General features: G+C 38.7%; 22 protein-coding genes and 1 pseudogene. 3 read left to right on the top strand and 20 right to left on the bottom strand.

What is annotated here, in order from left to right:
* Positions 1 to 452 precede the first annotated feature (452 nt).
* From ABD005_RS03315 to ABD005_RS03300, 4 genes and pseudogenes are all read right to left on the bottom strand, one after another.
* A pseudogene (locus tag ABD005_RS03315) lies at positions 453 to 682 on the bottom strand (PKHD-type hydroxylase); the annotation flags it as partial.
* A gap of 42 nt (positions 683 to 724) precedes the next feature.
* Positions 725 to 1,750: a tryptophan--tRNA ligase gene (trpS, locus tag ABD005_RS03310; RefSeq protein ID WP_343814937.1), complete on the bottom strand. Its 1,026-nt coding sequence runs from the start codon at positions 1,748 to 1,750 to the stop codon at positions 725 to 727.
* 417 nt (positions 1,751 to 2,167) lie between these two features.
* Positions 2,168 to 2,848: a Fe2+-dependent dioxygenase gene (locus tag ABD005_RS03305; RefSeq protein WP_343814935.1), complete on the bottom strand. Its 681-nt coding sequence runs from the start codon at positions 2,846 to 2,848 to the stop codon at positions 2,168 to 2,170.
* 99 nt (positions 2,849 to 2,947) lie between these two features.
* The gene (locus ABD005_RS03300; RefSeq protein ID WP_343814933.1) at positions 2,948 to 5,170 is read right to left on the bottom strand and encodes a TonB-dependent receptor; all 2,223 of its coding nucleotides are present in this window, start codon (positions 5,168 to 5,170) and stop codon (positions 2,948 to 2,950) included.
* Between the two features lie 319 nt (positions 5,171 to 5,489).
* Between ABD005_RS03300 and ABD005_RS03295 the strand changes: the two genes are divergently transcribed.
* Positions 5,490 to 6,245, top strand: a complete 756-nt coding sequence (locus ABD005_RS03295) for an endonuclease (protein ID WP_215978457.1) — start codon at positions 5,490 to 5,492, stop codon at positions 6,243 to 6,245.
* Positions 6,246 to 6,369: 124 nt separating this feature from the next.
* Complete coding sequence (locus ABD005_RS03290) at positions 6,370 to 6,669, top strand: hypothetical protein (protein ID WP_215978456.1); 300 nt, start codon at positions 6,370 to 6,372, stop codon at positions 6,667 to 6,669.
* Between the two features lie 102 nt (positions 6,670 to 6,771).
* Here ABD005_RS03290 and ABD005_RS03285 read toward each other — a convergent pair whose 3' ends face one another.
* The 12 genes from ABD005_RS03285 to ABD005_RS03230 all read right to left on the bottom strand — a co-directional run bounded on the left by ABD005_RS03285 (position 6,772) and on the right by ABD005_RS03230 (position 16,501).
* Positions 6,772 to 7,239, bottom strand: a complete 468-nt coding sequence (locus ABD005_RS03285) for an OsmC family protein (protein WP_343814930.1) — start codon at positions 7,237 to 7,239, stop codon at positions 6,772 to 6,774.
* A 92-nt stretch (positions 7,240 to 7,331) separates the two neighbouring features.
* A complete protein-coding gene (locus ABD005_RS03280) occupies positions 7,332 to 7,811 on the bottom strand; it encodes a hypothetical protein (protein WP_343814928.1) in 480 nt (159 codons plus the stop codon).
* 147 nt (positions 7,812 to 7,958) lie between these two features.
* Positions 7,959 to 8,207: a hypothetical protein gene (locus tag ABD005_RS03275; protein ID WP_215978453.1), complete on the bottom strand. Its 249-nt coding sequence runs from the start codon at positions 8,205 to 8,207 to the stop codon at positions 7,959 to 7,961.
* Complete coding sequence (locus ABD005_RS03270) at positions 8,207 to 9,064, bottom strand: VOC family protein (RefSeq protein WP_343814927.1); 858 nt, start codon at positions 9,062 to 9,064, stop codon at positions 8,207 to 8,209. Before ABD005_RS03270 ends, ABD005_RS03275 begins: the two co-directional genes overlap by 1 nt.
* A gap of 88 nt (positions 9,065 to 9,152) precedes the next feature.
* Positions 9,153 to 12,452, bottom strand: coding sequence for a complex I subunit 5 family protein (locus ABD005_RS03265; protein WP_343814925.1), 3,300 nt, complete (start codon positions 12,450 to 12,452; stop codon positions 9,153 to 9,155).
* A 62-nt stretch (positions 12,453 to 12,514) separates the two neighbouring features.
* Entirely contained in the window at positions 12,515 to 13,996 is a 1,482-nt protein-coding gene (locus ABD005_RS03260; protein WP_343814923.1) for a complex I subunit 5 family protein, read from the bottom strand.
* A gap of 1 nt (position 13,997) precedes the next feature.
* Positions 13,998 to 14,369: an NADH-quinone oxidoreductase subunit K gene (locus tag ABD005_RS03255; RefSeq protein ID WP_215978450.1), complete on the bottom strand. Its 372-nt coding sequence runs from the start codon at positions 14,367 to 14,369 to the stop codon at positions 13,998 to 14,000.
* Positions 14,369 to 15,052 (bottom strand): MnhB domain-containing protein, encoded by a 684-nt coding sequence (locus ABD005_RS03250; protein WP_215978449.1) that lies wholly within the window; start codon positions 15,050 to 15,052, stop codon positions 14,369 to 14,371. Before ABD005_RS03250 ends, ABD005_RS03255 begins: the two co-directional genes overlap by 1 nt.
* A complete protein-coding gene (locus tag ABD005_RS03245; protein ID WP_343814920.1) occupies positions 15,049 to 15,360 on the bottom strand; it encodes a hydrogenase subunit MbhD domain-containing protein in 312 nt (103 codons plus the stop codon). Before ABD005_RS03245 ends, ABD005_RS03250 begins: the two co-directional genes overlap by 4 nt.
* Positions 15,357 to 15,698: a monovalent cation/H(+) antiporter subunit G gene (locus tag ABD005_RS03240; RefSeq protein WP_343814918.1), complete on the bottom strand. Its 342-nt coding sequence runs from the start codon at positions 15,696 to 15,698 to the stop codon at positions 15,357 to 15,359. The genes ABD005_RS03245 and ABD005_RS03240 overlap by 4 nt, the downstream gene beginning before the upstream one ends.
* A complete protein-coding gene (locus ABD005_RS03235; protein WP_215978446.1) occupies positions 15,685 to 15,978 on the bottom strand; it encodes an MrpF/PhaF family protein in 294 nt (97 codons plus the stop codon). The genes ABD005_RS03240 and ABD005_RS03235 overlap by 14 nt, the downstream gene beginning before the upstream one ends.
* Position 15,979: 1 nt before the next feature.
* Positions 15,980 to 16,501 carry a Na+/H+ antiporter subunit E gene (locus ABD005_RS03230; RefSeq protein WP_343814915.1) on the bottom strand — a complete coding sequence of 174 codons (522 nt, stop codon included), beginning with the start codon at positions 16,499 to 16,501 and terminating at the stop codon, positions 15,980 to 15,982.
* A gap of 133 nt (positions 16,502 to 16,634) precedes the next feature.
* On the opposite strand from ABD005_RS03230, the gene ABD005_RS03225 reads away from it, so the two are divergent.
* Positions 16,635 to 17,591, top strand: coding sequence for a calcium/sodium antiporter (locus ABD005_RS03225; RefSeq protein WP_343814913.1), 957 nt, complete (start codon positions 16,635 to 16,637; stop codon positions 17,589 to 17,591).
* Positions 17,592 to 17,763: 172 nt separating this feature from the next.
* On the opposite strand, the gene ABD005_RS03220 is transcribed toward ABD005_RS03225, so the two are convergent.
* From ABD005_RS03220 to ABD005_RS03205, 4 genes are all read right to left on the bottom strand, one after another.
* A complete protein-coding gene (locus tag ABD005_RS03220; protein WP_343814911.1) occupies positions 17,764 to 19,896 on the bottom strand; it encodes a TonB-dependent receptor in 2,133 nt (710 codons plus the stop codon).
* A gap of 357 nt (positions 19,897 to 20,253) precedes the next feature.
* Positions 20,254 to 22,086, bottom strand: a complete 1,833-nt coding sequence (glmS, locus tag ABD005_RS03215; protein WP_343814909.1) for a glutamine--fructose-6-phosphate transaminase (isomerizing) — start codon at positions 22,084 to 22,086, stop codon at positions 20,254 to 20,256.
* Positions 22,087 to 22,136: 50 nt separating this feature from the next.
* Entirely contained in the window at positions 22,137 to 22,895 is a 759-nt protein-coding gene (locus ABD005_RS03210; RefSeq protein WP_215978441.1) for a DeoR/GlpR family DNA-binding transcription regulator, read from the bottom strand.
* A 216-nt stretch (positions 22,896 to 23,111) separates the two neighbouring features.
* Positions 23,112 to 23,861 (bottom strand): substrate-binding periplasmic protein, encoded by a 750-nt coding sequence (locus ABD005_RS03205; protein WP_343814906.1) that lies wholly within the window; start codon positions 23,859 to 23,861, stop codon positions 23,112 to 23,114.
* Positions 23,862 to 23,896: the final 35 nt, after the last annotated feature.

The raw sequence follows: 23,896 nt of genomic DNA, 5'->3' as shown, positions 1-23,896 counted from the left end.
AAAATTCCTTTTTTATGGTTAATTGAGTATTACTTTCAATTTTTCTGAAAAGCATCGAAAATATTTAAGTATATTCTCATGATTGATACAATTATAAAAATTCCTAACAGCTTATATAAACTTCTCAGTAACGCCCGTCTCATAATTGTTATTAATATCACACACTTTCATGCCTTTAGGAATCACAAGACTTAAATTATTACGCTAATTTGGGGATTACTGGGGTTTTTCAGCAATATGACTCAATAAACTCATTAATAATGATTTATTGTAATGAACTCAAGAGTGATGAGGCCGGCTTTGTGGCAACAGCGAAGACTAGTTAAGTGGCTTTAATATAATACTTTGTGAGTATGCTCGCCGTGTTACTTAACCATAAAATAGAGCAATGAAATAGGAACGTTAAATAAACCGATATCTTTACCCGCCTTATATTTTATGACGCTCCCATTTTAGGTTTCGCTCCATTGACGTAATAAATTATGGTAAATACCACTGAGTTTTATTACTTCGTCACTACTTTGCTTAGCCGCGGTTAAGCGCTGAATGCTTTGGTCTAAATCAAAAAGTATACGGCGTTGATCATCACGACGAATAAACTTTGAATCCAAAAAAATGAGGCTAATCGTCTGCCTTTGGTTACTGGTGTAACGCGATGGGTGCTGGTTGAGGGGTATAATACCGCATCATCTTGATTGCATTATTATACCCACGTTGATATCGACTACTGAAACAAATTAAGACCGAATGCTCGTTTAACGCTACCTAACACTTGATTTGATTCATCTTGTGACTTTTCACTACCAATACGAAGAATTTCAATCAATTGAGCTTTATCTGATATGAATTTTTCTCGACGTTCTCTAATTGGCATTAGAGTTTCCTGCAAGCATTCTTCAAGAATTTTTTTTGTGGTTCCATCGCCTAAACCACCTTTTTGATACCTAATCTTTAAATCATTAACGTACGCCAAATCTGGATGGAATGCGTCTAGATATGTGAAAACAACATTACCTTCAACTTTACCTGGGTCTTCAACTGCTAAGTGATTAGGATCGGTATACATTGATTTTACCGCCTTTGATATGTCCTTTGCTCCAGAGCTTAAGAGGATACAATTACCCATTGATTTAGACATTTTACTTTTACCATCCGTGCTTGGTAAACGAGGGACTTTACTCAATAACGGTCGACACTCAACTAAAATGTTATCTTGGGCTACATGATTTAGTTTTCTCACGATTTCATTCGTTTGCTCAATCATTGGTAACTGGTCATCACCAACAGGGATGAGCGTTGCTCTAAATGCAGTAATATCGGCAGCTTGGCTAATCGGGTATGTTAAGAAACCCGTAGGAATTGAGTTTCCAAATGACTTACCTGCAATTTCATTTTTAACTGTTGGATTTCTCTGTAACCTAGCAACAGATACCAAATTTGAGTAATACATTGTCAATTCAGATAATGCAGGGATCGCTGACTGCAAGCAGATAGTAGTTTTTTGTGGGTCAATGCCAACGGCTAAATAATCAGCAACAACATTCAAGATATTTGAAGATACTTTATGGGGGTTATGACCGTTATCAGTTAAACCTTGTAAATCGGCAACCAAAATGGTTTGTTCATAGTCGTTTTGTAACGCTACTCTCTGCTGAAGTGAACCAACAAAGTGTCCGAGATGCAACTGCCCTGTAGCTCTATCACCAGTTAACACTTTTTCTTTTTTAATGGTATGTATTTGATTATGCAAAATATGACTCCTAAATTGTACCATCGGAGACATAAATTACGTTATTCATAAGCAGTCTTCCGACGGCTTTGAACAAATGTGATTCAGCGCCGCTCTATAAAATAGAACGCCACCATAAAAGTGAGATAAGATTAAACGTATGATTTACTTGCATTGTTTTAATCTAGCACTCACCGGAAAACAATTCAACTCGAGTTTTACTTGTGGGGTATCACGCCTCGTAAAGAAGCAAATAGTTGTTGGCTAAAATGAGTGAATATAGTGAAAAAAAGCCAACTGTTGTTTGATTTCTTGTTAAGTGTTAAATACTTTGTGAGTATGCTCGCCGTGTTACTTAACCATGAAATAGAGCAATGAAATAGGAACGTTAAATAGGCCGATATCTTTACCCGCCTTATATTTTATGACGCTCCCATTTTAGGTTTCGCTCCATTGACGTAATAAATTATGGTAAATACCACTGAGTTTTATTACTTCTTCACTACTTTGCTTAGCCGCGGTTAAGCGTTGAATGCTTTGGTCTAAGTCAAAAAGTATTCGGCGCTGATCATCACGACGAATTAAACTTTGAATCCAAAAAAATGACGCTAATCGTCTGCCCTTGGTTACAGGTGTAACGCGGTGGGTGCTGGTTGATGGATACAACACTGCATCGCCGGCTTTTAATTTTACCGATTGCTGCCCGTAAGTGTCTTCAATAATTAACTCGCCCCCCTGATAACTCTCAGGCTCAGAAAAAAACACGGTAATTGAAATATCAGTGCGTATTTTAATGGCGCTGTTTGGCACAAACCGAATCGCGTTATCAATATGGTTGCCAAACTCCCCTGCACTTTGATAACAGTTAAACATGGGTGGCAAAACCTTATTCACTAATGCTGCGCTATTAAATAAAGGGTGGTCATGCAAACGCGCGAGAATAAAATCTCCTAATTGGCGAGCGGTTTCACTGTCAGGTGGTAACTGTAAATTATTTTTACAATCGAGCGCTAAATGCCCAGCGGTAGTTTTACCGTCAACCCAATCAGCTTGGGTTAGCATTTGCTGTGCTTCAGCAACTTGTGCCTGACTTAATACTTGCTCTAATTTAACTAACACATATTACTCCTGAGAAACTTATCCTAAAAAAGGAGCTAAACCTGCTGGTTTTAGCTCCTGTATTTATTCAGTTATTAATTTTATTGTCAGCTTAACCGCTTAGAAAGCATAAGTTGCTGAGAGTTTCATCACACGCGGTGCACCTGGGCGAAAGTGACCACGGGCACTGTAATCAGTAACGTACTCTTCGTCAGTGAGGTTATCAACATTAAATTGTACCTGCAGAGCTTTAGTAACTTGGTAAGCGGCCATTGCTTGTAAAATAGTACTACTGCCTGTTTCATAATAAGCCGTATTACGACGCCAGTAGGTGTTGCCCGATGAGTATTGTGCACCTAATGCTAGGGTTAATGCTTGTTGCTGATACTGCAACCAAATATTCGCACTGTTTTCTGGTGCTGCTGATAAGCCATTACCCACAGATTCTGGCGTGAAATCTTTAGTTACTTCGGTGTCTTGATGAGTATAGCCAGCTAAAATGCTGAAATTCTCATTAAGCATACCGTTTACGCTCAGCTCGAAACCCGTTGCTTCTTGTTCGCCCGATAAGAAAGTTTCCCCTTTATCGTTGCGATCGGTCACCGTTTTAGTAGTAGAGAAATACGCCGTGGCTAACTGTAAGTTACCATCAAACAAATCAATTTTAGCACCTAACTCAAAGTTAATAGACTCTTGCGGGTCAAGCTCGCTTTCAGCTTCACGACGCGGAAAAGCCATATCGCCAGCAGCAGGGTCTTGTGAGTTAGCAAAAGAGACATAAATGCTAGACTGCTCTGTTGGTTTGTAGTTTAAGGCGCTATTCCAGCTGGTAAAAGTAGAATCTGCTGCTAAGCCATTTTTCAACTCACGTACCCATTTATCGTTCACTCGCTTCCACTGATATGCTGAACCTTCGGCTTTATAATCTTCAAAACGTGCGCCTACGGTTAATAACCATTGTTCATTAAATGTAATCGTGTCTAATGCATAAATTGCGGCGCCTGTGCCTTCTACTTCGCTAGGCGCACCATCACGGTAAATAGAGCCGGTATAGCCTTGGTACGGGTTAGGTTGGTCAATCGGCAGGTACCTATTTTCTAAAACAATATCATTCGCTAAATTATAAGTCTTTTGCTCTTCTTGATATAACTCAACACCCACCACTAGGTTATGGTCAACACTGCCGGTAGCAAAGTTAGCCAGCACATCAAACTGGTTAACAAATAACGTATTAGCACTATCAATATTTAACGTATAGGCAGCATCATACTCGTTGGCGTATGTACTTTTTTGAGTATCTCTATCGTAAGAAGTACGATGTATCATAGGGCGTGCGGTGACTGATTTTTTATCATTACTGGCAAAGCGAGTTTGGTTGACTAAACTAACAGTGTCTGAAAATTGATGTTCAATAACAACAGTACCTACATTGATGTTTACTTCTTCAAAGTCGCGTTGTTTATTACCGTAGAATTTATCCCAAAGTGAAGCATTGAGCGGGCTTTCCATACCAATTTGAGCGCCGGCTTCCTCAGAAATATAAGGTAAGCCTAAGGTTGGCGTATTATCTTGTTTCATTAACAATACATCCGCGGTAATGTTAGTGCGCTCACTAAACTCATGATAAATAGATGGCGCAATCGCTAAGGTTTGGTAAGTTTCAATACCATTATCAAGTGGGTCGCCGCCATCGGTGACTAAGCCATTTATACGTAAAGCGTTACTATCACCGAGCTTAGTATTAATATCAGCAGTTAAGCGCTTAGTGTCGGCATCATCTAATAAAGCATTAACATTAGCAAAGTCATCTAACGTCGCTTTTTTGGTGACCATATTTACTGTACCGCCAGCAGAACCTTTACCAGTAATGCTTGAGCTAGCACCTTTCGACACTTCAACTTGTTCAGTATTAAATAAATCGCGTGAATAACCGGTAATATCTCGAATACCATCTATATAAATATTGCCGTTAGCACTAAAACCACGAATGGTTATTTTATCACTGGTGGTTACATTACCACCGCCACCCTCACCTGCACCAAATGTAGAAACACCCGTAACATTGCGTAAAGCATCATTTAAACTAGTAACACCTTGGTTTGAAAGTACTTTAGCATCAATAACACTGATAGTTTTTGCAGTATCTAAAAGCGATGTGGTTATTTTATGATTCGACACTTTTTCTTTTTTAAACTCAGATGACGACTCGCTGCTTACTGTAGTTTTTGCTAAAGATTTAGTCGATGTTTCAGCTTCTGCATAAGCATTAAGTGCTAATGTAGTTGCAGCAAGCGCCACAGCTTTTGACAAAATAGAACGGGTAAAACGGTTAGAAATAGACACACATCACTCCTGATTTTTAATAAGAAAGTCACCTGACTTTAACAATGCCGACATAGTAATGATAATAGTTATCATTTGCAATATTATTAGTAAATAAATTGAACTTATTAAAGTAACGCAGAATGATCCAGTGGTGAGCATTAGTATTTAACCTGAATCCGAGTTAACTAATTTGCTTGCTGCAATCGCTAGCATCACAGGCAACAATGTAATATATTTCACGCCTAATAATAATAAAGACAATGTCTACGATATAACGCTTGTACGCGTAATATCGTTTAATGTTGTCGCACGATAAAAATAATAACGATAAACATTCATGAAATTTATTCTGACACTATTATCTGCACTGTCACCTGTACTATTACTGCTTTTTACGGTTACCAGTTTTGCTTCCAACCAGTCGATTCAATCCTTTAATCAAGCAAAAAAAATACTTGAGCGTGAAGTCTATCCCGACAACCGTAAAACGCTTTATTGTGACGCTAGTTTCAGCGCTGACAAAAAAGTAGCCTTGCCATCAGGCTTTAGCGCCACTAAACATAAAAAACGTGCCGCAAGAATAGAGTGGGAACATATAGTACCCGCAGAGAATTTTGGTCGAGCCTTCAAAGAGTGGCGCGTAGGCGACAATCAATGTGTTACCAGCAAAGGTAAAACCTATAAAGGCCGACGTTGCGCTGAAAAAATAAATGAACAGTATCGTTATTTACAGGCTGACATGTTTAATTTATATCCCGCTATAGGCGCGGTAAACGCATTACGCAGTAATTATAATTTCACTATGCTACCTACAACTCCAAGTAGTTTTGGTAGTTGTCAAATGAAAATAGAACAGCGCAAAGCAGAGCCTCCCGTTATTGCCCGTGGTGCAATATCTCGCACTTATTTGTACATGGACGCTACCTATGAAGCATTTAATATGAGTAAGCAGCAACGCCAACTCATGATAGCGTGGGATAAAATGTACCCCGTAGAACAATGGGAATGTACTCGCACTAAAAAAATAGCGCAATTACAAAAAAACAATAATGATGTGGTAAAAAGTCGTTGTCTCGCGAAAGGAATTTGGTAACTCGACATAAATAAAAGCGCTATATCGCCATGCTCTTTGTAATAAAACCCTGAAAGCTAAGACTATAAGGCTAATCACACTCAATTTTGTCAGAGCGATGGATTTTTAGACTGAGAGGTACTTAATGAGAAAAGAATTTACATTTACGGTGAAAGGCCACAAGGTCAAAATCACCAACTCATGGTTTCATGGCGCAAAGCTATATATTAATGGCGACTTTAAAGATTTTGATAAAAGTTTCACTGCCAACGGCAAAGTTGCTTTACTGTCTGCAAGCTTAGGCGAATACGGTATTTTAGAAATTTACCCTTCATCACTTTTCACTGTTGAAATGGACGCATACTTAACAAAGGGTGACGAACATAGGCGAGTATTTAGTTCACATAAACGCCTAAATTTAAAAGAGCAAAGGTTGGCAAAATAAAGATCTGTACTGCAAATAACTCATACTGGGTAGGTGTATTGTGGTACTTTTATTATCAGCACAGTAAAAGTGCCACAATAACATGATCAATTGACAACTCAGTTACATAATCACTTCTGTCACAACTTTGGTATTAACGGAGTTAGCAATAAAACATTGTTCATGCGCTTGATGATGCATACTTTCAAGCTCAACTCGTGTTGGCTTTAATGCTCCTGAAAAAGTAATTTTGGGGCGTAATGTTACGGTTGTCATAGCCACTTTTCCTGCTTCGTTTTTTGACATCACCCCAATAGCATCGTCAATATACTCATCGACGATAAACTTCTGCTTGGCAGCGATCGTTAAAAAAAACAGCATATGGCAGCTAGATAATGAGACAATAAAAGCCTCTTCAGGGTCAACATTATCAGCGACAGAATAAGGGGCTGGAACAACGAGTGGCGAAGGTGATGCGGCAACGTTAATACCGCCATCAAAGTTCCATTGATGTGCTCTACTGTATTTATTATCGATGAAATTTTCATTACTGGCACGTTGCCAAAGAACTTGCGCGATATGCTGAGACATAAGCCTATCCGTGTAATTGCTACTAAGAGGCTTTTATTATAAAGGCTTTAGATAGCAATGCACTTTCAATTTTTTACATGCTCAGGTTATGATTATTTAATACTACTTTTAAAGGTCATAAATTGCCCAAATGGTTGATCTTGTTCAAGGCCTTTATGCGCTACAAATCGATAGGTTTCAGTAATTGTATCAACGGTTGGCGCCAGCTCAACACATTCATTTTTTTCTAACGCCCTAATCGCTAAGTTGCTTGAGGTTACCTTATTAAACACCACAGTTAGCTCAATTAAATCTCCCAACGTTTTTTGCGTGATTTTTAAGCCATCAAATAGATCAACAGTAGAAAGTAACTTTTCAGCGTTACCATTATCTTGCTGATTACAACTTAAGCGAAGATAGCTTTTCTGCCGACCTTTATTCCAGCCAACTAATTTTTTTGACGTAGGTAATGAGCCTTGCTCTAACTGTGTTTTACCCTGTAATAATTCAAAGTTAATCATGAACTTTTCATTAGCACTAGCAGTATGACTTAACAGAAGTGAGATACCAAAAACGCATAAACGAGTTAACATTGACTAGCCTCTTTTTAATAAGCACTATTCATTTTATAACTGATTTACGTTCAATATACAAATAAGGAATATAATATAATAAAGTAATCATTCGGCATTAGGAGAGCAATAAGACAGGACTCACTGTTAATAGGCGAGCCCTTTAAATTAACGTCGGCCTACTCGTGCAGGCCTTGTGCTAGGTCTATTTGGTCGTGGTCTTGCTTGTCTTGGTGGTTTAACTACCACCACATTAGAATGGCGTGGATAGCCCGAACCATAATACATTGGATAGCCGCCGCCAATTCCCATGCCGTAACTTATTGAGCCGCTAACATGAGTATTTTCACAACCCGATAAGGTCAGGCTTATGAGTAAAGTAGCTAAAGAGATAACCGTAATTTTAATCAATTTCATTATTCACTCTCCTGCTCAGTAAGGCCTAAAAGTGCTCCTTGAGGATCAGCAATAATTGCAACTTGCGCTCCCTGAGGCTGGTAAATTATTTCTGCACCATTTTTATCTGCGGCAACGAGTGTTTTAGCTAAATTATCCACAACTACAAAATTCACCCAGCGATCGCGTTGTTCGAACGACGCAGGAATACTCACAATACTGGCTCTCAATATTTCTTGTTTTAATAAATAAAAGCTACCTTTGTTATTCTCAACCTGCTCGATGCTGTAGCTAAATGCATCTCGATAAAAGTCAGCGGCCTTTTGAGTGTTAACGCTAAATAACTGTGCCCAGTCCCACTTAGCACTAATGTTTTGGTGTGATTGCTTTTTCTCATCAAGGTCAAGTAATGCCACAATAGCCCCTTGAGGATCAGCAATAACCGCACGCTCTCCATATAACGCAAAGTTATGCGGCGCTAACATAATGGTTGCTTGCTTGTTACTGGCATTGTTGACGGCCAACTGAACGTTATTTGTAGCAAAACTACCAATCCAAAGTGCGCTCTCGGTTTTATTACGTTGTGTGGGCCGCTTTAATACGCCTGCAATGGCTTGATCACCATCATACAATAAGTGATACCGGGTATTGTCTTGTCCGAAGGTTTTTGTCGTCCAGCCAAACGTGGCCGTATAAAAATCTAATGAAGCTTGCACATTACCTGTATATAAATCACCCCAAATTATTTGCCCTTGTATTATTTTCCCTTGTATAGTGTCGGCAGCAATAGGCTGCTCAGGTTCAGCAGCAGATATAGGCTTGTTGAATATCAGCAAAATGAAAAGCATTGCTGCGCAATACTTGCTTGTTACTTTCATGGTGTAAGCTCCTTATTAGGGCATGGCTTTACTACAATTACTCAACCTAACACACTTTACACAAAATAATGATTAATGCTGACAGTAATTAGCTCACAAAAGAAAATAACAACAGCATACAAACAACCATTAATACTAATGACACATAAGTAGATTGCATATTTAACGGCATGACCTCTTTAGCCGACAATTTATCGTCAACATAAGCCTTGGCTCGAATGAATATATTAAGAGTAGAAAGTTTCACGGCGATATTATTAAATAAATGGCTAACAAAAAGTACCCATTTTAGTGCATTTACATTCGATATCATGTTCTTAGCTGAACCAGCGCGTTTGTCAAACCCAAGGGCAGTTACCCCTTTATATATTAATAATGAAAACACTATTGGTATAATAGAGAGCAGCGCACTGCTTATCGTCACTTTTGATAATAACGTTGATATTGTATGTTGCTCGCTCAGCAAATAAAGCGGTGCCAACAGCACCAATATACAATTCACAAGACAAATAGCTAAGAGTGGATAATAAATATTATTAGGATGTTCATTATGCTCATGTATATCTTGCTGTTGGGCTTTAGCATAAAGTTTATCAACAAAACGACACATTAGTAGCCCCGTAAACACGGCGCTTATCACAATGGCGTATTTCAAAGAGGGTAAATCATACAATAAAGCCTTCACCTCTGATTTAGCAAAAAAACCGCTTGTAAAGGCAATTCCTACTAACGAGAGTGCTGGAAATATTACAGCCACACAAGTAAGAGTTCGTATTATAAGAGCAACTTCAGTTCTCGTATTTAAGAGAGGTGCAATACCAACAGATAAAAACAACGCAGATTTAGCCAACCCGTGATGAATAGCATAAAACACCACCGCAATGACCATAGCCTCTTTTAAAGTAGGAAAAACAAGCATTACTCCAAAACAAGCCGACAATATCCCCATTTGACTTACTGTTGAATACGCTAATACCGCTTTAGGGTTTTGCTGCAACATACCTTTTATTGCAGCATAAAACGCACCACTAATACCTAGACCAAGGGTTAATAAACCTAAATGATAAAAAATCACTTCATTATTCACGGTAAGATTATATTCAAATGGAAAAAACCTTAACCAGCCAATCATACCCGCCTTAACCATAAAACCACTCAGCAAAGCACTGGCTGGTACCGCTGCAACAGGATGCGCTAAAGGTAGCCATGAATGAAAACCTAATAACCCAATTTTAATACCAAAGCCAACAACAAGCATTATCCCCGTAAACTGCAGTAAAGGGGTTACAACAACTTGTTGAGATAACGCCATATAATTTAAAACACAAAATGCACTAAAAATAGCAATTTCACCAACAATAACCCATTTTATATATACGTTAGCAGCGGTTATGGCAGCATCGCTTTTATCTCGAATAATCAAAACATAAGACGATAAACTCATAAGTGTAAAGAAGGTGATAAACCCAAACATATCAGTACTAAGCACCACACCAAAACTACTGCCCATGGCAATACAAAACAATCTGACAAAGCCTGACTTGTTACGACCTATATGCGGATAAAACAACGCGTAACTTGAACTCAACAACCACAGTATGCCTGCGAGTAATAAAAATGCCTGACTGAAGTCATCAAGGAGCAACTCGCTACCAAAAAACATAAAAGGAGTTATTTGAACAAGATCACTTGGCTGTAAACCAAGATAAACCGCAGGCAGTGCACAAAGGGGCATCAAATAATTTAGTCGAGTTACCCTTGGGAGTAACGCGAGAAGTGCCGCCAAAATAAAAGGCAGTACAACACACCATAGCAAGAGGTTTGATGTTGGCACTGTTAAAAGTATTGGTTGTAACATACTACTGATTTGACTAAAGCCTATCGATTCAGATGAGGCAATAAGTGTCGCCCAACTCAAAGCACTATATTGGCTCTGAGCAAATAGTCCCGCTAATGTAGCGAAAGTAATAGTTACCACAGGTGGCAACAGCATCATCCAGTGTGCTTCAAGCGACCACGACTTATTAGGTGAAACAGGTAACTCAGCATGAGCGTTATCATTTAATCTAGGCTCAACAAACCAAGCTCGATAAATGAGTGGCAAAAAATAAATAGCATTCAAAACACTGCTACCCGCCAACACTGCAATAACCCAAGCATGACCTGCCTCAATAGCACCAACGCCAAGATACCATTTAGAAACAAAGCCCGCGATTGGTGGTATCCCTATCATACCTAAAACAGCGATAGTAAAAACAGTCATAGTAATCGGCATTTTTTTAGCAATACCGTTTAATTCACTTACTTTGTAAATATGATGAGTTTCTGCAAGCAAGCCAGCACAAAAAAACATTGTTATCTTCATCAATCCTTGGTGCACCAAGTGCATAATAGCGCCAACCGCTGCAATAGGACCTGCTAACGCAATACCAAGAGTAATATAGGAAACCTGACTTACGGTTGAATATGCCAAGCGCTTTTTAATATCATCTTGATAAACAGCCCTTACTGAACCATAAATAATGGTGATACAAGCCATAATTAGCAGTACTTGTAAAACGCCAAGTGAATTAGCTAAGTCAACACCATAAACATCGTACACCACTCGAATAATGCCAAAAGCCCCAGCTTTAACAACAGCAACAGCATGTAATAAAGAACTAACCGGAGCAGGAGCGGCCATAGCGCGAGGTAGCCAACCATGTAGAGGGAACAAGGCAGCTTTTACACCTAACCCTATTATTAACATGATAAAAATAATGGTGATAACCATTGGATCTATATTGGGAGTATTTTGCAAAATGTCCGGCGTTGAAAAATCTAATGCGCCCGCAATAGATTTTAACCAAACCACACCAACCATTAAAATTGCGCCACCAATCATAGTGTAGCGTAAGTAGATTCTTCCTGAACTTAAAGAAGCGTCATTGCCTTTGTGTACAATTAGCGGGTATGTCGCTAAAGTAAGTAACTCATAAAAAATTAAAAATGTAATTAAATTTCCCGCTAAGGCGACACCCAGCGTTGAAAATACGCACAGACTAAAAAAACCAAAAAAACGACTACGATTTTTACCATGCTTAAAATAACCTACCGCATAAATTGTGGTAAAAAACCATAATACGCCTGAAAGCGTAACAAACGCCAATGACAAGGCATCCGCTTTTAAAACCAAGTTAATATCGGGTAGTAAGGGTAAGCGTGTTTCAAATACTTCCCCTTGAGAAACCCCTAGCAACATCATTGCAATTAGTACGATATTAACGGCAGCACTGGTTAAGTTAACAGAGGTTCTTAACCTTTCACTTTTCTCGTTAATAACCAGCATAAAAATGCCAGTACCAAACGCAACAATTAATATAATAAGCGGCAACCACTGGTTTAACATAATGACCGACCTCTTACTACCTGAAAGCTATTAGTGGTTTTATGGTGATTTTTTTGTATCATTTAATAGCTACTCGTTATTAGGTTAGTTAACCACATCGCGTTCAACCCAATAACAATAGTGATAATAGATAGCCCCACGGCACCTAACAGTTTACTTTCACTAACCATTGAAACAGTATGGAATTTTTCTTCAGATCCGTCTTTATTTTCAGGTGTCGTGAAAGCTAAGTTCAGTACCCTAAATAAATACGCACTCGCTAATAAACCACCAATAAATAATGTTAAAACCCACCACCATTGATCCGCCTCCACGGCATTATTTAGTAACAGCCATTTAGCAATAAAACCACCACTAGGTGGCAAACCAATTAAGCTTGCGCTGGTTACTGCAAAAATAAAAATACTCAAAGGTAACTTAGTTGCAATACCTTGCAGCTGTGATAGTTGATCGTGACCCATGGTTTTTTGAATAACGCCAGCAGCTAAAAACATCGCCGCTTTGGCACAACCATGAGCAACAATAAAGTAAATAACGGCTGTTCTGGCTAACTCAGGCGTTGCAATCATTAGCGGGAAAGCGAGAAATAAATAGCCAATTTGTGCCACTGTTGAATAAGCAATTAATTGTTTTAACCGTGGCGAGGTAAAAGCACGATACGAGCCATATATCACAGCCATGGCACCGAAAATCCCCATCACTGTTACTGCCGCCGTTGTAACAACAGCAGTTAAAATTTCAAACCAAAATGTAAATAATATAAAAAATGCCGCTTTCACGACTAAAGCCGACAACATCGCACTCACTGGCGCAGAAGCATTAGAGTGCGCAGAGGGAAGCCAGAAATGTAAGGGAAATAACGCACACTTCATCATCATCCCTAAGGTAATCAATACCAAAGCTAATTGCATACTAAGATTATTTTCAACCATATTGGCAATCAACTGGTTATCAAGCACCCCATAAGTGCGATAAATAATAGCGACACCTAGTAGGTACATTAATGAGCCAAACAGCCCAACTAGTAAATATTGAAATGATGCTTGTAATGCTTGCTGCGTGCCTTGAATGGCAATTAAACTAACCGCAGTTAAGCCCAGTAGCTCGAGCATAATATAGGTATTAAAAATATCAGATGAAATAAAAATACCGTTTAACGCCGTAATTAGAAACCACCATAATGGCCAAAAGCGTACTTCTTTATCATCACTGTTAAAGTATTTGGTACTGTAAAAAGTGATTGCTAAACCGATAGTAGAAGTCATTAATAGCATAATGGCACTAAATTCATTAACCGATAGCCGAATACCTAATGGTGGCTGCCAATTGCCAACAACAAGCTCAATAGCAGCGGCTTGTTGTAAAACATAACCTGCCTGCAATAAACAGGTTATGACAAGAAATATGCCACTAACGACACTAACAATACGGCTTAAAGTAATGTTACCTACCACAAAGCAAATAACCGCAATAACCACAGGTAAAACAATGAGAACCGGAATTGAATACGTACTAACGAAAGTTGTTATAAGGCTATCTAACAAGTTAACCTCTCTCTTGCGTGTTATTTGGGCTAGTTATATAAGCTTTATCAGACAATGACTCGGCGGAGGTTATCACTTCTTCTTTTTGTACTATTCGAGAAAATTTTGCTATTTTTGACGCTAAATTAAGCCCTAAAGCCGTGCCCGCAGCTGCAACAATAATACCCGTAAGTACCATTGCATGAGGAATGGGATCTATCGCTGCTGGGTAAGTATTCGCCACTGCAAGTAACAACATAAAAATGGCAATACCAATAATATTCAACCCCAATACTTTTCGGATAAAGTCAGTATTTAGGAGGAAACCAAGTAAGCCGATTGCCAACAACAATATGGCGCATAAGGTGTATAGATTAGTTTGTGTTAACTCCATTATGCATGCCCTTTATTAATAGACTCAAAACAAAGAAACAATATTAGGGCAATCGCAAATGTAGCAAAAAACTCTATCGCTAAAATACTTGCGCCAGCTAACTCAACGGGGAATTTTATAAACGCTTGTGACTCGAGATAAAACAATAGTATTGCCACTGAAAACGCTAACACGCCCGAAGACATTAACAAACGGTAACCTAGCTTAGTAAAATCAATAACCCTCACATTCGCTAGCGATAACAATACTAAACAGCCCGCTAGTAATGCTGCTGCTTGAAAAGCACCACCAGGCTTGCTTGAGCCTATCCATAATAAGTAACCCGCCATAACAATAGTTAGCGGAATAAATGCTTTAGCGATAAGTAATACTTGGGATTCTGTGTGTAATTGAAATTTCACTACAGGCACTTCAAGAATATAAGGAAGTACCGCAATGGCGACACATAAAAAAACCGAAAATTCGATAAAAGTATCGTAGGCGCGATAGTTTAAGAGCACCGCAGTAACAATATTGGTAACGCCAGTTTGATTAATATCCGCTACAGCAAGCGCTTGTAAACTATTATCATGGACTGGTTGGTTAAACAAAGCTAACAAGAGAGTTATGATAAAAGTAACCACCAAACCAACAATAATCGCTTTTTCTATAGCTTGCCGATGGCTCTTTAATAAAGTACTCAAACCTCACCTCGTGGCTTTGTTGTATTGGTATTTTCAACAGTTTTTACAATGGCTTTTTCTGCGGTTTTATCCATTGATAATTTTCGCCATGCTGCAAGTAGCATGGCGCCAGTTAGCCCAGCACCAATAGCGGCCTCTGCGATAGCAACATCAATAGCATTTAACTGTATCCAACACAAAGTAATAACGAGCCCTAAGCTAATAAACAATACGATAGCAGTGAACGACTGCTTTACTAAAAAAATTGAACTCGCTATAACTAAAACAGACACGCATAATAAAAAGTCAATCCATAAGTCTACATTCACGGTTCATTACCTCCTTCGCTGTGTGGGTTATTGTGTAGACCTTCAGCTTGCTCACTCAACTGTCTCCGCCGTTCATGCCGAGCCACCAAATGACAACTCGTTGCACTCGTTAAAAGTAATAATGTCCAAATCAGTAAAATCTTTATCGCCATAGAAACACTGTCTACTTGTGGTAATAAGCCTAAAGTAATTAACCCTAAGCCTAAATTATCTGATTTAGTTAATGCATGTAATCGACAAAATACATCAGGAAAACGTAACAAACCCAAGGTACCTGCAATAAAGAACAAACAGCCGAGTGACACCATAAAAATGGTGTAAATATTAACGATCATCATTGTTGCTATCTATTGTTGTCGAGTCGAAGGGTTGCTCAGCTAACTTTAAAAAAGCAACAACAGTGATTGATGCTAATAGCGTAAAAACAAGCGCAACATTGGTAATTTCTTCATTATGTTGAAGTACAGAGAGTACAATAACAACGGTTGTACCTATAGTGCCAAATAATTGCGCCGCTAACATACGATTGGCATTATCGGGGCCCGCTAATACTCTTATTAACCCTAAAATTAAGCACAACAACAAAGTAACAACGACTGCTATATAAAAATAGTTCATCTCAAGTAGCCTTTTTAGTTATGGGGTTACGCTTAGGCGCCGACACATCTAACCCAAATAGTTCGCTCACAATTAGTTCACACGCATAAATTTCATTGAGTGTCTGGTCGGTTACTGCTAATACATGGACAAGCACACTATTTGGCTCTCTAATTACACCGACTGAACCAGGTAATAAGCTGACAACATTCATAAATAAATTCATTGGTAAGCCTGCGGGAATATGCTTAATAGGGTAATGAACAAACTCAGGTTGTAACTGCATGTTCAACGAAAACGCACGTAATGCAGTGTCTTTACCCCCTTTAATTGACTGATATAAAAAAAAACCAACAAACTTAGGGATTTTAATAAACTGAAGACGCGCACCACTACGAGCAGTATTCGCCTTTTCAGAAAGCTTTACTAACACAAAAACACTTAAAGGAATGAAAACAATACCCACTAATAGCGACGCAAGGTCACCCTCTGCAAGGAGAAACCAAAACCCAGCTAAGAGTAATGTAGATATGAATGAAAACAAAGATATGCGCTTAATATTGTCAAGGTTAATTTGGCAACGAGTATAGGAGTTATAGGAGATAAAGCCTATAAAAAAAACACATAATTTTGTAACTTACCCTATATAATGCAAAAAACTTTCTTCAGGTGAATGAATGAATTACATCATGGTTATTGCAGGGCTTATCATGCTACTTAGTGGTGGTGAGCTTCTAATACGTGGAGCAATGTCTGCTGCGAATAAACTTCAAGTATCACCATTTTTAAGTGGCTTAATTATTGTCGGCTTTGGCACTTCAATGCCAGAGTTAATTGTGTCAATTAATGCCGTATTAAATAATACCCCTTCTGTTGCCTTAGGTAACATTATTGGCAGTAATATTGGCAATATAGGGCTTATTCTTGGCACTTGTGCTTTAATCACTCCTTTGGCATTTAAGCCGTTGGCACTTAAGCGCGACGCTATTGTTATGCTAAGCGCAACATCATTACTCGTAATAGTGGGGTTGTCTGGCTCTTTTTCTCTGCTGTCCGGGGTGCTAATGATTACGGCACTGTTCGCCTACCTAGGACTAACTATTCTCAAAGAAAAAAACCAAAAAAACCCATCACAAAAACTTCACCAAGACGAAGGTAAAGCGCTACACAGTCGTCCCCACAACAGCTATTTAATCATATTATCTATCACAATAGGGTTAATATTCTTAATACTAGGCGCACAATGGTTTGTTACTGGGGCGACAATAATAGCGACCAAATTTGGCGTGTCTGAAGCGCTAATAGGCTTAACACTTGTTGCTGTAGGAACTTCTTTACCTGAGTTTATGATATCGCTAGTTGCTGTATTACGTAAGCATATGGATGTTGCGGTTGGTAATGTGGTGGGGAGTAATATTTTTAATATTTTAGGCATTCTGGGTGTGTCGTCTTTAATATCTCCTATCTCATTTGATGGTCGCTTTGCTAGCTTCGATCAATGGGCTTTACTCTTAATTACTCTAGTACTGACGCTTTTTTTATTATTCAGCCATACTGTTAGCCGACTCAAAGCGATCTCTTTGTTAAGCTTTTATGTGATTTATATCATTGTCGGTTACTTATATTTTACCTAGAGATTCCATACTATTTGGATAAGCCGCATAAGCATTCAGCCTTTGCTGAGCGTTAACACTATCACTCATAAGCTAAGCTATAAACGCATAAGGTGCCCATAAAGCTACACTTTATGAGCACCTAATTATACAAGTATGAATGCATTGATTTAAGCCAACGCATTACGCTTTATTAAAATTGATATGACGCTGTTAAACGTATATCTCGACCAGGCTCTTTAATACCAACAACCCCTTCATAGCCAGGAATATGCCCGTAATCTGCAACACTGCCGTGGCTACGGTATGATTCATCAAATAAGTTTTGTACTGACAAATCCAACCTTAAGTTGTCAATTGGCTCGTAGGTTACGTAAGCATCAAATAAGTTATAACCTGGTTTATTAACGGTTTCTAACTCTGTTACCCAACCGAGTTCCATTGAACGATGGAATACTTCAATGTCATTTAAGCTGGCAACATGGTTATAGTTCAAACCTAATTGAATTTGATCATTAATATGATAATTAAAATTAATGTTTAGTGCGTCACCAACGGCATTACCCAAACCACCATATTCATAAGCAGCCATATCAACACCATCTAACACAACAGTACTATATCCTGATGCGTCATTTGCATCTGGCCAAACAAATGCAGCGTTATTTAACTCAACATTGTTGTGGTTATAACTAACGATAACATCAAAATTATCTCCCTGATAACCAGCTACCAGTTCAACACCTTTAGTTTCTAAATCACCAATATTTTCGTAAAATACGCCTTCACGACCTTTAAATTTGTCAAAAACAACATCGTTGATAACACTTAAATAAACAGATGCTTCAAATAACCATGTACCATCGTTATACACTAAACCAAGCTCAGTGTTATCAACGTCTTCAGGTGAAAGTTCAGGGTTGTGAGACAGCTCGCCAACAGTAAAAGCATCGGCAACTTGTCTACCACGTAATGCTTGTGCGTAGCCTGCTGAAAGTTTAAGTGCATCGGTAAAGCTATATTCAAAACCAATATTGCCACTAAAACCGTCTTGTTTATCGGTTGAAAACTCTGAATTAGAAGTAACTGGCGTTCCGCTAGCATCGGTTTCAATAACCCATTTACCGTCTACTTTGATCCAGTTTGCTTCAATACCGTTATGGTCAAGCTCATAAGCATCATAACGTGCACCAAAACTAAGTAAAAAATCATCGGTTAATTGCCAGTGATCTTGTACATAAACTCCCGTTACGGTGCCTTCTTCGTCAAAAATACCGCCAAAGTCTTCATAAGACTGCGAGTGCACTTCGTCAACTTTTCGCTCGATACCATAAGTAATTGAGTGCATACCTATTTCACTCGTGTTGCGTATATCAAAACCTGTCGTTTTGATGGTAGCATCCCATGTGTATAGCTCACGTTTAAACGATGATTCTGTGCTATAAAGGGTTGTTTCAAGGTTTACTAGATCATTTAAGTACCAAGCATGATTTAAGACGATAGTTTCACGCTCGCCCCATGACTTAAATAATGGATCGGTTGCTAGCGGCGCCCAGTTAGTTTGTTTACCAAACTCACCTTCTTCTTGGCGATTTTCGTAACTTACGGTTAATTCTTGGTTTTCGGTAATTTCAGCATTTACTTTAATAAAGCCTAGAGTTTGATCTGCTGCTGTACCCGGAATTTCTGCACCATCGCCATCTTTCATGTTATTACGGCTAACATTCACGTAAGAAGCAAGTACACCCACCTCATCCGTTAGCTTACCGTATAACGAAATACTTTCTTTGTGGCCATCGTTAGAAAAGTAGCTAGCCTTGGCAATACCACCAAATTTTTCATCTGCACGTAATAAATTGTCAGCACTTTTTGTTTTAAAGCGAATAGCACCACCAACAGCACCTGTACCTGATGTTGCCTCACCTGCGCCAGCTTGTACTTCAACACTTTGTAGCAGTTCAGGCTCTATCGCAACACGACCAATATGGTGAAATAAAGTACTGGTTTGCGGCGCGCCATCAACCGTTACATTAACCATTGAATCTTCCATACCACGAACAAATATTTTTTGCGCAATACCTAACGAGCCACCAACAGTCACTGAAGGGGTGTGACGAAAAATATCTTCTAAATCATTCGCTTGGTAATTTTCTAATTCTTCTGGGGTTATCTCTGAGTTTGTTGTTGCTCCAACAACTGTAATTCTTTCAATTTTTTTCTCTTTTGGCTCAGAAGCCACTTGCTCAGCGTATACATTACTACAACAAAAAGCGGCTATAACAGCACTTGCAATAGGCGCTTTTAAAAAATTTTTTTTAGTTAACATCGATTAAGTCTCAAACAATAAAAAGATCGTACATACAAATGATAACTATAACCATTTAGATTCTATTAGTACACAGCTAGCCACTAAGAAATAAAGTTATTATTAATAAAGTTCATTTTTATGCATGATAATTTACGGTTTTTTCATACTCTAACTACCTAGTTAATATTTAAAGATAAACCTAAAGCTATTAATTACAGCAATGCATAAGTGACCTTACGAGGTATTGAAGATTTATATAGATAGCCATTGAAGTAATAACAACAGCATAAAAAAACCACCTTGCTTACACTCGTAAACAAGGTGGTCGTTATTCGGTAATCATAGCTAGCTATATTGTGCTGAAATCGATAGCGCTTACTCTACAGTAACCGATTTCGCTAAATTACGCGGTTGGTCAACGTCAGTGCCTTTTATAATGGCAACATAATAAGAAAGCAGCTGTAGCGGTAAGGTGTAAACAATTGGCGCAATTAAATCATCACATACGGGGACATTTATTACGGTCATAGTTTCATCACTAGCAAAGTTAGCTTCACTGTCGGCAAAAACATACATTAAACCACCACGAGCACGTACTTCTTCAACATTTGATTTTAATTTTTCAATTAAATCATTTTTTGGAGCTACCACGATTACTGGCATTTCAGCGTCAATTAATGCCAGTGGGCCATGCTTTAATTCGCCAGCCGCATAAGCTTCGGCGTGTATGTATGAGATTTCTTTTAGCTTTAGTGCGCCCTCCATTGCTATTGGGTATTGATCACCACGACCTAAAAATAAAGCATGATGTTTATCAGCAAAGTCTTCCGCTAAGTCTTCAATATCACTTGCCAGTGCTAATACTTCATCAAGTTTTGCTGGTAGTGACATTAATGATTGAGCAATTTCAGCTTGTTTATCTGCTGGCATGCCATGGTGCTTGCCAATAGCGAGTGTCATTAACATTAAGCCAACCAGTTGTGTTGTAAATGCTTTAGTCGATGCAACGCCAATTTCAACGCCAGCTTTAGTCATAAAAGCGAGATCAGATTCACGCACTAATGACGAGCCGTCAACATTACAAATAACTAAGCTAGCTTGATAACCTATTTCTTTCGCTAAACGTAGCGCAGCTAAGGTGTCAGCGGTTTCACCAGACTGTGAAATAGTGACTAACAAGGAGTTTTTAGGTACAAATGATTTTCGATAACGAAACTCACTGGCAATCTCAATATTACAAGAAACTCCTGCAAGTGACTCTAGCCAATAACGAGCAACCATACCGGCATGATAACTAGTGCCACAGGCAATTATTTGTACATGTTCAATGGTTTTAAAAATTTCGTCTGCACCAGCCCCAAAGGCTTGGGTACATATTTCATTATTGACTAGACGGCCTTCTAAAGTATTACGAATTGCGGTTGGCTGCTCATATGTTTCTTTAAGCATATAATGGCGATATTCACCTTTATCACCACTATCATGCGAAACATTAACTTCTTTCGCTGGGCGCTCAACCGCTACACCGTTTATATCAAATACATTCACAGCAAAGCGAGTAACTTCGGCAACATCGCCCTCTTCTAAATAAGAGAATTTACGAGTTACTGGTAATAACGCCATTATGTCTGAGGCGATAAAATTTTCCCCCAAACCATGACCAATCACTAATGGGCTACCTGAGCGGGCAACTATTACACTACTTTTATTGGTACTATCCATTACAACGGTACCGTAAGCACCTTCTAGCTGTTTTACCGCATGCTGCACTGCACTTAATAACGTATCATTTGTTTTTAGTTCATGATGTACAAGATGAGTAATAACCTCAGTATCGGTTTGCGATAAAAACTCATAACCTAAACCTTGTAACTTACTACGTAATGCTTGATGATTTTCAATAATACCATTGTGTACTACGGCAATAGTGCTATTAGAAATATGAGGGTGAGCGTTCACTTCGCTTGGTGAGCCATGTGTAGCCCAGCGCGTATGTGCTATACCTGTACTCCCCTCTAATGGATTATCTTGTAAAGCTTGTGCTAATTCTTGCACTTTACCTAAGCGTTTCGCATAAATAAGTTGGTTATTTTGATCAATAGCAGCAATACCTGCTGAATCGTAACCTCGGTATTCTAAACGTTTAAGTCCTTCAATTAGAATGTCTGCAACATCTCTTTGTGCTACCGCACCGACTATACCGCACATAATATTTTTCCTTGTTCAATAGGGGGTGAATACCAAACTAATAACTAAGTTTAGGCAACAATGAGCTTAACGCCCTGATTTATTAATGCAGCTTGCATTTCATCAGACAGGCCGTCGTCGGTGATCACAGTATGAATATGCTCCCAAGCAAGTTCGAGGTTAGGAATTTTTTTCGCTATTTTCCCCGACTCAATCATCACAATCACTTCACGCGCCACTTCAGCCATGACGCGACTCAAACCAATAAGTTCATTGAACGTGGTAGTACCACGCTCAATGTCGATACCATCTGCACCAATAAAGAGTTGATCAAAGTCGTACGAGCGCAATACTTGCTCAGCAACTTGCCCTTGAAATGCTTCAGAATTAGCATCCCAAGTGCCTCCGGTCATCAATAAGGTTGGTTCATTTTCTAAGGCATGAATTTCATTTGCGATACTTAAGGCGTTAGTCATCACTACTAAGCCTTTTTTATGGGTAAGCTCAGCCACTAAAGCAGAGGTTGTTTGACCGCTATCAATAATAATACGGTTATGATCACGAATGAGCATGGCAGCTTTTTTTGCAATAGCGCGCTTTTGTTGTGAAAGCTTTTCTGCTTTCACTTCGGTTATTTCACTGGGTAATGCGATAGCACCGCCATAACGCCTTAACAGCAATCCGCTGTTTTCTAGGGCAGCGAGATCTTTTCTGATAGTCACTTCTGATGTTTCAAAATGCTTAGCAAGTGCTTCTACACTAACTTCACCATGAATATTAAGATCTAAAATAATATTATGGCGACGTTGTTGGGTATTTCTTTTAGACATGGTTAATCAATAAATCTTCAGTTAACTTTCACTTTGATTATATTGTGTTTCATTTCGAAAGATAATGCAATTAATCTTTAACTACCTGGGGGTATGATGAAGACGCTATAACTAGCGATAGCAGGTAAGTTCAACGCAGTGAACATCAAAACCAGCATGAGATGAGTTTATTATTTAACCTGAGCTAGGTTGAAGAGATATTTAAGGTGAGGTAAGTTACTGAAGCAGTAGTGAGGTGTACTCGGTGGTTTTACTAAATCTTTTTGCCGCTTGTTGTAATTGTTCTACAATTTCTTTATCGCTATTGATACTTAAACCGATATAGCCATTACGCTGATTTTGTACTGAAATTTCTTTATAGCGAATTTCAACATGTGGCATATTAATTTTTTTCAGATAGCTGGTAACATTATTAGGATCGGTGTAAACCAAATCAACACGGCCCGTAGCTAACAACTTCACCATTTGTTCGTCAGATGAGACGATATAGAGGTTTTCTTGCTCAGAAAAACCCGCAATGGTCAGCTCTTTATGGGCAGCAGAGTCTAGAATCACCGCAATAATTTTTTGCTTAGCTTGCTCAATCGAGTCAACATAATTTTCGGGCTTGCTTTTTAATGAGATAAAAACACGAACAATATGACTAACCTTAAGTAACCAATAAAAACTGCTTTCTCGTTCCGCCGTTCTTATCATACTTAAAATTAAGGTATTAGGTCTGTTGTTGGCAATTGAAAAGGCTCTAGCCCATGGCATAAAAGACACATCCGCTTGCAGCTGTGCCTCTGTTAAAATACCATTTAAAATTTCAATGCTAGGACCTTTGTTTACACCATCATCTTGGTATTGAAGCAAAGAGTTAGTATTGGCAACTACCATTAACTCAGACGATTCTCTGCTAGCAGCAACAGAGTAACCAGGCTGTGTCGTAAACAATAATAATATTATGATTACTTTTAATGGCATAACGGAGCTAACCTTATTTGTTTAGCATACCTATA

The organism is Colwellia asteriadis (genome assembly GCF_039523295.1).
Classification (GTDB): domain Bacteria; phylum Pseudomonadota; class Gammaproteobacteria; order Enterobacterales; family Alteromonadaceae; genus Colwellia; species Colwellia asteriadis.
The sequence above is the reverse complement of the archived record's forward strand: the minus strand, read 5'-3'. Positions and strand labels throughout refer to the sequence as shown.